General features: G+C 65.5%; 5 protein-coding genes and 2 pseudogenes. 4 read left to right on the top strand and 3 right to left on the bottom strand.

Features of this window, described 5'->3' with window-relative positions; translation table 11 throughout:
- Positions 1-142 precede the first annotated feature (142 nt).
- Positions 143-1,327 (bottom strand): annotated as a pseudogene (locus ABT085_RS44555) (IS3 family transposase).
- Between the two features lie 65 nt (positions 1,328-1,392).
- Between ABT085_RS44555 and ABT085_RS46940 the strand changes: the two are divergent.
- Positions 1,393-1,485: pseudogene (locus ABT085_RS46940) on the top strand (IS5/IS1182 family transposase); the annotation flags it as partial.
- A gap of 66 nt (positions 1,486-1,551) precedes the next feature.
- On the opposite strand, the gene ABT085_RS44545 reads toward ABT085_RS46940, so the two are convergent.
- Both ABT085_RS44545 and ABT085_RS44540 read right to left on the bottom strand, forming a co-directional pair.
- Positions 1,552-1,767, bottom strand: coding sequence for a hypothetical protein (locus ABT085_RS44545; RefSeq protein WP_351622415.1), 216 nt, complete (start codon positions 1,765-1,767; stop codon positions 1,552-1,554).
- A 622-nt stretch (positions 1,768-2,389) separates the two neighbouring features.
- Positions 2,390-2,722: a histone-like nucleoid-structuring protein Lsr2 gene (locus tag ABT085_RS44540; protein WP_351622412.1), complete on the bottom strand. Its 333-nt coding sequence runs from the start codon at positions 2,720-2,722 to the stop codon at positions 2,390-2,392.
- Positions 2,723-2,967: 245 nt separating this feature from the next.
- On the opposite strand from ABT085_RS44540, the gene ABT085_RS44535 reads away from it, so the two are divergent.
- The 3 genes from ABT085_RS44535 (at position 2,968) to ABT085_RS44525 (ending at position 4,063) form a co-directional block, all read left to right on the top strand.
- The gene (locus tag ABT085_RS44535; protein WP_351622409.1) at positions 2,968-3,315 is read left to right on the top strand and encodes a hypothetical protein; all 348 of its coding nucleotides are present in this window, start codon (positions 2,968-2,970) and stop codon (positions 3,313-3,315) included.
- A 131-nt stretch (positions 3,316-3,446) separates the two neighbouring features.
- Complete coding sequence (locus tag ABT085_RS44530; protein WP_152895794.1) at positions 3,447-3,686, top strand: hypothetical protein; 240 nt, start codon at positions 3,447-3,449, stop codon at positions 3,684-3,686.
- The gene (locus tag ABT085_RS44525; protein ID WP_351622406.1) at positions 3,686-4,063 is read left to right on the top strand and encodes a toxin Doc; all 378 of its coding nucleotides are present in this window, start codon (positions 3,686-3,688) and stop codon (positions 4,061-4,063) included. The genes ABT085_RS44530 and ABT085_RS44525 overlap by 1 nt, the downstream gene beginning before the upstream one ends.
- Positions 4,064-4,138: the final 75 nt, after the last annotated feature.

Raw genomic sequence — 4,138 nt, 5'->3', positions numbered from 1 at the left:
CCGTCAAATACATCATCCACGAGCTGACCGTCCGGCACGGCCTGCGCAACCGCGTGCACGCCGTCGCCTACGCACTGCGCCAGGGCCTTCTCTAGTGTGATGCGCCTGAAATCCTGTCAATCCCCCGAACTGTGGAGATCCTCTAAGCGGCCAGCTCCAAGGCGGAGTTGGCTCGATGGTTGTACTCGTAGTCGATCGGACTCTGATACCCGCACACGCTGTGTAGTCGGTGCGTGTTGTAGAAGCCGGTGATCCAGGTCGCGATCCGGAGCCGGGCCTCGGTGCGGGTGGTGAACGTGTGCCGGTGGACGTACTCGACCTTGAGCACGCTGTTGAACGCCTCGCTGACGGCGTTGTCGAAACACGACCCGACGCGGCCCATGGACTGGGTCAGGCCCAGGCGGCGACAGGCAAGGCCAAAGCGCCAGGACCCGTATTCCCTGGGCTCCGTGATCGCTGTGGAAGATCACGCCGTCCATCCGGCCGCCGCGTATGCGGACAGCCGCGTCCAGGGCATCGGTGACGAGCTGAGTGCGCATATGGTCGGCGATCGACCAGCCCAGCAGGCGCCGGGAGTGCACGTCGATAACCGTGGCCAAGTAGAGGAACTGCCCGCCGGTAATCGGCAGGTAGGTGATATCGCCGATCCAGACGGTGTCGGGGGCAACGGCGGTGAAGTTCCGCTGCAGCAGGTCAGGCACCGCCTGACGGTCCGGATCCGGGATCGTCGTGCGATGTCTCTTCCGCAACCTCCGCCCCATGATGGCGTGTTGACGCATCAGTCGCTCGATGCGCTTGCGATTGACGAGCAGACCGCCCTCACGGAGTTCAGCGGTGATCCGCTTGGACCCGTACGTCTTCCCGGACTGTGCATGGATCGTGCGTATGCGCCGGGTGAGGGCCGCGTCGGCGGCCTTCCTCGCGGCCCTGGCCGGCGCGGCCTTCAACCAGCGATAGAACCCGGACCTCGACAGGTTCAAGACGGTGCACAGCCGCTTCACGCCGCAGGCGTCACGATGGTCGGCGACAAACTGGAAGCGGCTCACCAGCTGGTCTCGCCCGCAAAATACTTGGCCGCCCGGCGCAGGATGTCGCGTTCCATCTCCAGCTCACGGACCTGCTTGCGCAGTGCGGCAATCTCGGCGTCCTTCACCGACTCGATCACCACCTCGGGACGAGCCTCCTTGTCAGCGGTCTTCACCCACTGCCGCAACGTCTCGTGATTCACCCCGAGCTCGGCCGCGATCTGCGAGACCGGACGACCCGCCGAGCGCACCAGTTCGACGGCGTCAGCCCGGAACTCAGCCGGGTACTTGTAGGTCCCCACCTGGGACTCCTCTCCTGGACTCAAGATCCAGTGTCGAGGTGTCCACGATCAAGGTGGAAGGCCCCTGGCGACTCCTGCGCAAACCGCGACGTTCCACGACTCGCATCACCAGCCTGGTTCAGGCCGTCCTCACCCTGCATCTGACCTGCTCAAACCGAGGTTGGAAACAGCTCACTGCTTGCAATCGTAATTGTCGCCGGTCACATTGCACACGTTGAGGCCGGTCACCTGGAAAGGCAGATCCATGGCAAATTGCCGCCCACGCCGAGCCAGATCTCGCTGGAGCTGCCGTCGATTCCCCACACGATGACATGGGCACTGGTGGCCCAGTCATCGCGCGACCAGATCCACCCTTGAGCGCCATCGCCCGGATTGTTGTCGATCGAGACATCGATTCCGGCTTGCGTGAAGCACGGCTCCGCGGTGGAAGCGGGCTGCATCGCAGCCACCCCCGCCCGGGCGACCGGTGCCGCTACGACGGACCGTCTCCTGGCGATCGCAAATCGATCACGCACTGCCTTCCATGCACCACGAGGGTGCCATTTCCCTCAGGGAAATCCGATGAAGATTCCGGCGAGATCGGAACTGATGAACTCTTGGGTCTTGATGGCACCTGTCAGGCCCGTCAAACGGCGGGACGATCTTGCCAGGGAAAGAGGCATCGAAGCTGCCCCAGGATGTTGCACGTGGCGGAAGCTTCCGATTTTCGCGGGCCGGCACTATTCAGGGCGGCGCCGAAGCCTGTGGCGCAGTCAGCGCAGGGTAACCCTTGACCGGCCAGTGGGACAGGCACCTGAATGACCGAGGCGCGCCTCGGTCACGGAGGCTTACGTGCTCCTCGCCGGGCCCTGGTGGCGGCGCGGCTACTCGAGACGACCAAGGCGTGCTGCTGCGGCAGGAGTTTGCACCGCCGGTCATCCTCGGAAGTGACCAAATGAGCGTGCCCCGCGCCGGTGATCGAGCGTCGAACACCTCGTTGGAGGCCACGGGATACCGTTGGCCGCACGAACGGAGCCCAGCCTGTCCGCCACCGATCGGTGGTGACACCGAGAATCCTCGGTGTCAGTGAGCCTTGGCGTATGCCTCACGGATACTGGCGGGAACGCGCCCCCGTTCGCTGACCTGAAGGCCGTTCTCGCGTGCCCACACCCGCAGCTCCTCGGCGCTCGGACTGTCCGACGCCTGCTTCTGGGAGCCGCCCGCACGCTTGGTCCTGCCGATCCTGCGGCCCCCGGAAGTGAAGGGGGAAAGTGCCTCGACGAGCTTGTCGTAGTTCTCCGAAACGAGGTCGATCTCGTAGTTGACGCCATCGAGCGAGAACGTATGGGTCTGCACCTCTTCCGATTCCGCGCCGGTGAGGTCGTCCGTGTACACGGTCACAATTTTCTGAGCCATGGCCGGATGTTACCACCTCACGTTTTCTTATCGACAGCCGGAAGACATGGCGATATGGGAAGGGGAACTCTTCCACGGTTTCCCGAGCCCCGCCGCGCGGATTCGACTCACGCAGAGCAGGTATGCAGGTTTTCCTGAGCCGGGATCGAAGGCCCGGGTGCCTGAACTCGGACAATGCACAGCACAGGCACAGTCGGCAATCATTTCCGCCGCGATCGAGTCCGAGCGAAACCCTCCGCCGCATCGTGGGAGGAGCGACCAAGCCACAAGGCTTTTCTGCACTTTCCATATCAAAACAGGCCATCTCGATTGCGGCCGCCACCAGCTGGAACCTTCCCCGGCCGACAGGACGCCAGCCGCGCACCCGACCGCGCGGTCTCGGCGACATCGGCCGGGACGACGAACATCCTGCTCGGGATGCAGCCGCGGTTGAGGCAGGTGCCACCGAAGCGGTCGGGCTCGACGACGGCGGTGCGCAGATCGGCCGGCTCGTCGGTGAGCAGCGGGGGGCCGGTACCGGCCCCACCATGACGAGACCGTCATGCAGCACGCCGCGCACCTCCGCCGGTGGTGTGTTCGGCCTGTCGGCGTGAACCTCTGCGGGAAGGCCGTGCCGTGGATCCCTCACGCTTCCGGTCTCGGGGTCCCGGCCTCGCAAACGCCGCCGACGCAGGCCCGCAAGGATTCCCTGGCCCATCCGGCACCAACTAGGTACCATCTGAGAATGCCTTCACTGAACGTGTCCTTCTCCGACGAAGAACTGGAAGGCGTGCGCGCCGCCGCCGCCGCGGAGGGGAAGAGCCTCAAGCAGTATCTGCATGATCTCGGCGTGCGCGAGATGCACCGCAAGCAGTTCGTCGCCGGCGCCGTCGCCTGGGCCGACCGGCTGCGCGACGAGTTCGACGAGGCCTTCCCCGAAGAGGTCCCCGTCTCCCGGCACGCCGACGGGGCCGCGGCCGCCTGATGGTGCTGTACATCGATGTCTCCTGGCTCCTCGACGTCCAGGAGGCGGCCCTCGGGCCTGAGGACGTGGCGGTCGCGGACTACTCGGGACTGGTGGCGGCCGTCGCCCGGCACAAGACCAAGATGCCGACCCTGGAGACGTCCGATCCGGACGCCGCGTGGCGCGCGGCGGCGCTCCTGCACACGATCACGCGCCTCGAACCCCTCCCGCACCGCAACAGCCTCTTCGCCGCCTTCGTGACGGCCCAGTACATGAGCCAGTCCGGGGAGGGGATCGACCCGCCGTACGGCGCCCTGTCCGATCTCGTCCGCAAGATCAGGGACACGCGCCTGAGCGTCTACGCCGTGGCCGGCGTCCTCAGGTCCTGGAAGGTCTGACGCCAGGGCTGGGAAATCTGGCACAAGGTCCGGAAAGGCCCGACGGCGCCGCTCCAGGCACCGCAGCAGGTGCTG

The sequence above is a fragment of the Streptomyces sp. NPDC002265 genome (genome assembly GCF_040296125.1).
Taxonomy (GTDB): domain Bacteria; phylum Actinomycetota; class Actinomycetes; order Streptomycetales; family Streptomycetaceae; genus Streptomyces.
The sequence above is the reverse complement of the archived record's forward strand: the minus strand, read 5'-3'. Positions and strand labels throughout refer to the sequence as shown.

What these genes read in the sequence shown, in the direction of transcription:
- ABT085_RS44545 (WP_351622415.1), bottom strand. Translation starts at nt 1,767, where the DNA reads ATGCAGCCCGCTTCCACCGCGGAGCCGTGCTTCACGCAAGCCGGAATC.
- ABT085_RS44540 (WP_351622412.1), bottom strand. Translation starts at nt 2,722, where the DNA reads ATGGCTCAGAAAATTGTGACCGTGTACACGGACGACCTCACCGGCGCG.
- ABT085_RS44525 (WP_351622406.1), top strand. Translation starts at nt 3,686, where the DNA reads ATGGTGCTGTACATCGATGTCTCCTGGCTCCTCGACGTCCAGGAGGCG.
- ABT085_RS44530 (WP_152895794.1), top strand. Translation starts at nt 3,447, where the DNA reads ATGCCTTCACTGAACGTGTCCTTCTCCGACGAAGAACTGGAAGGCGTG.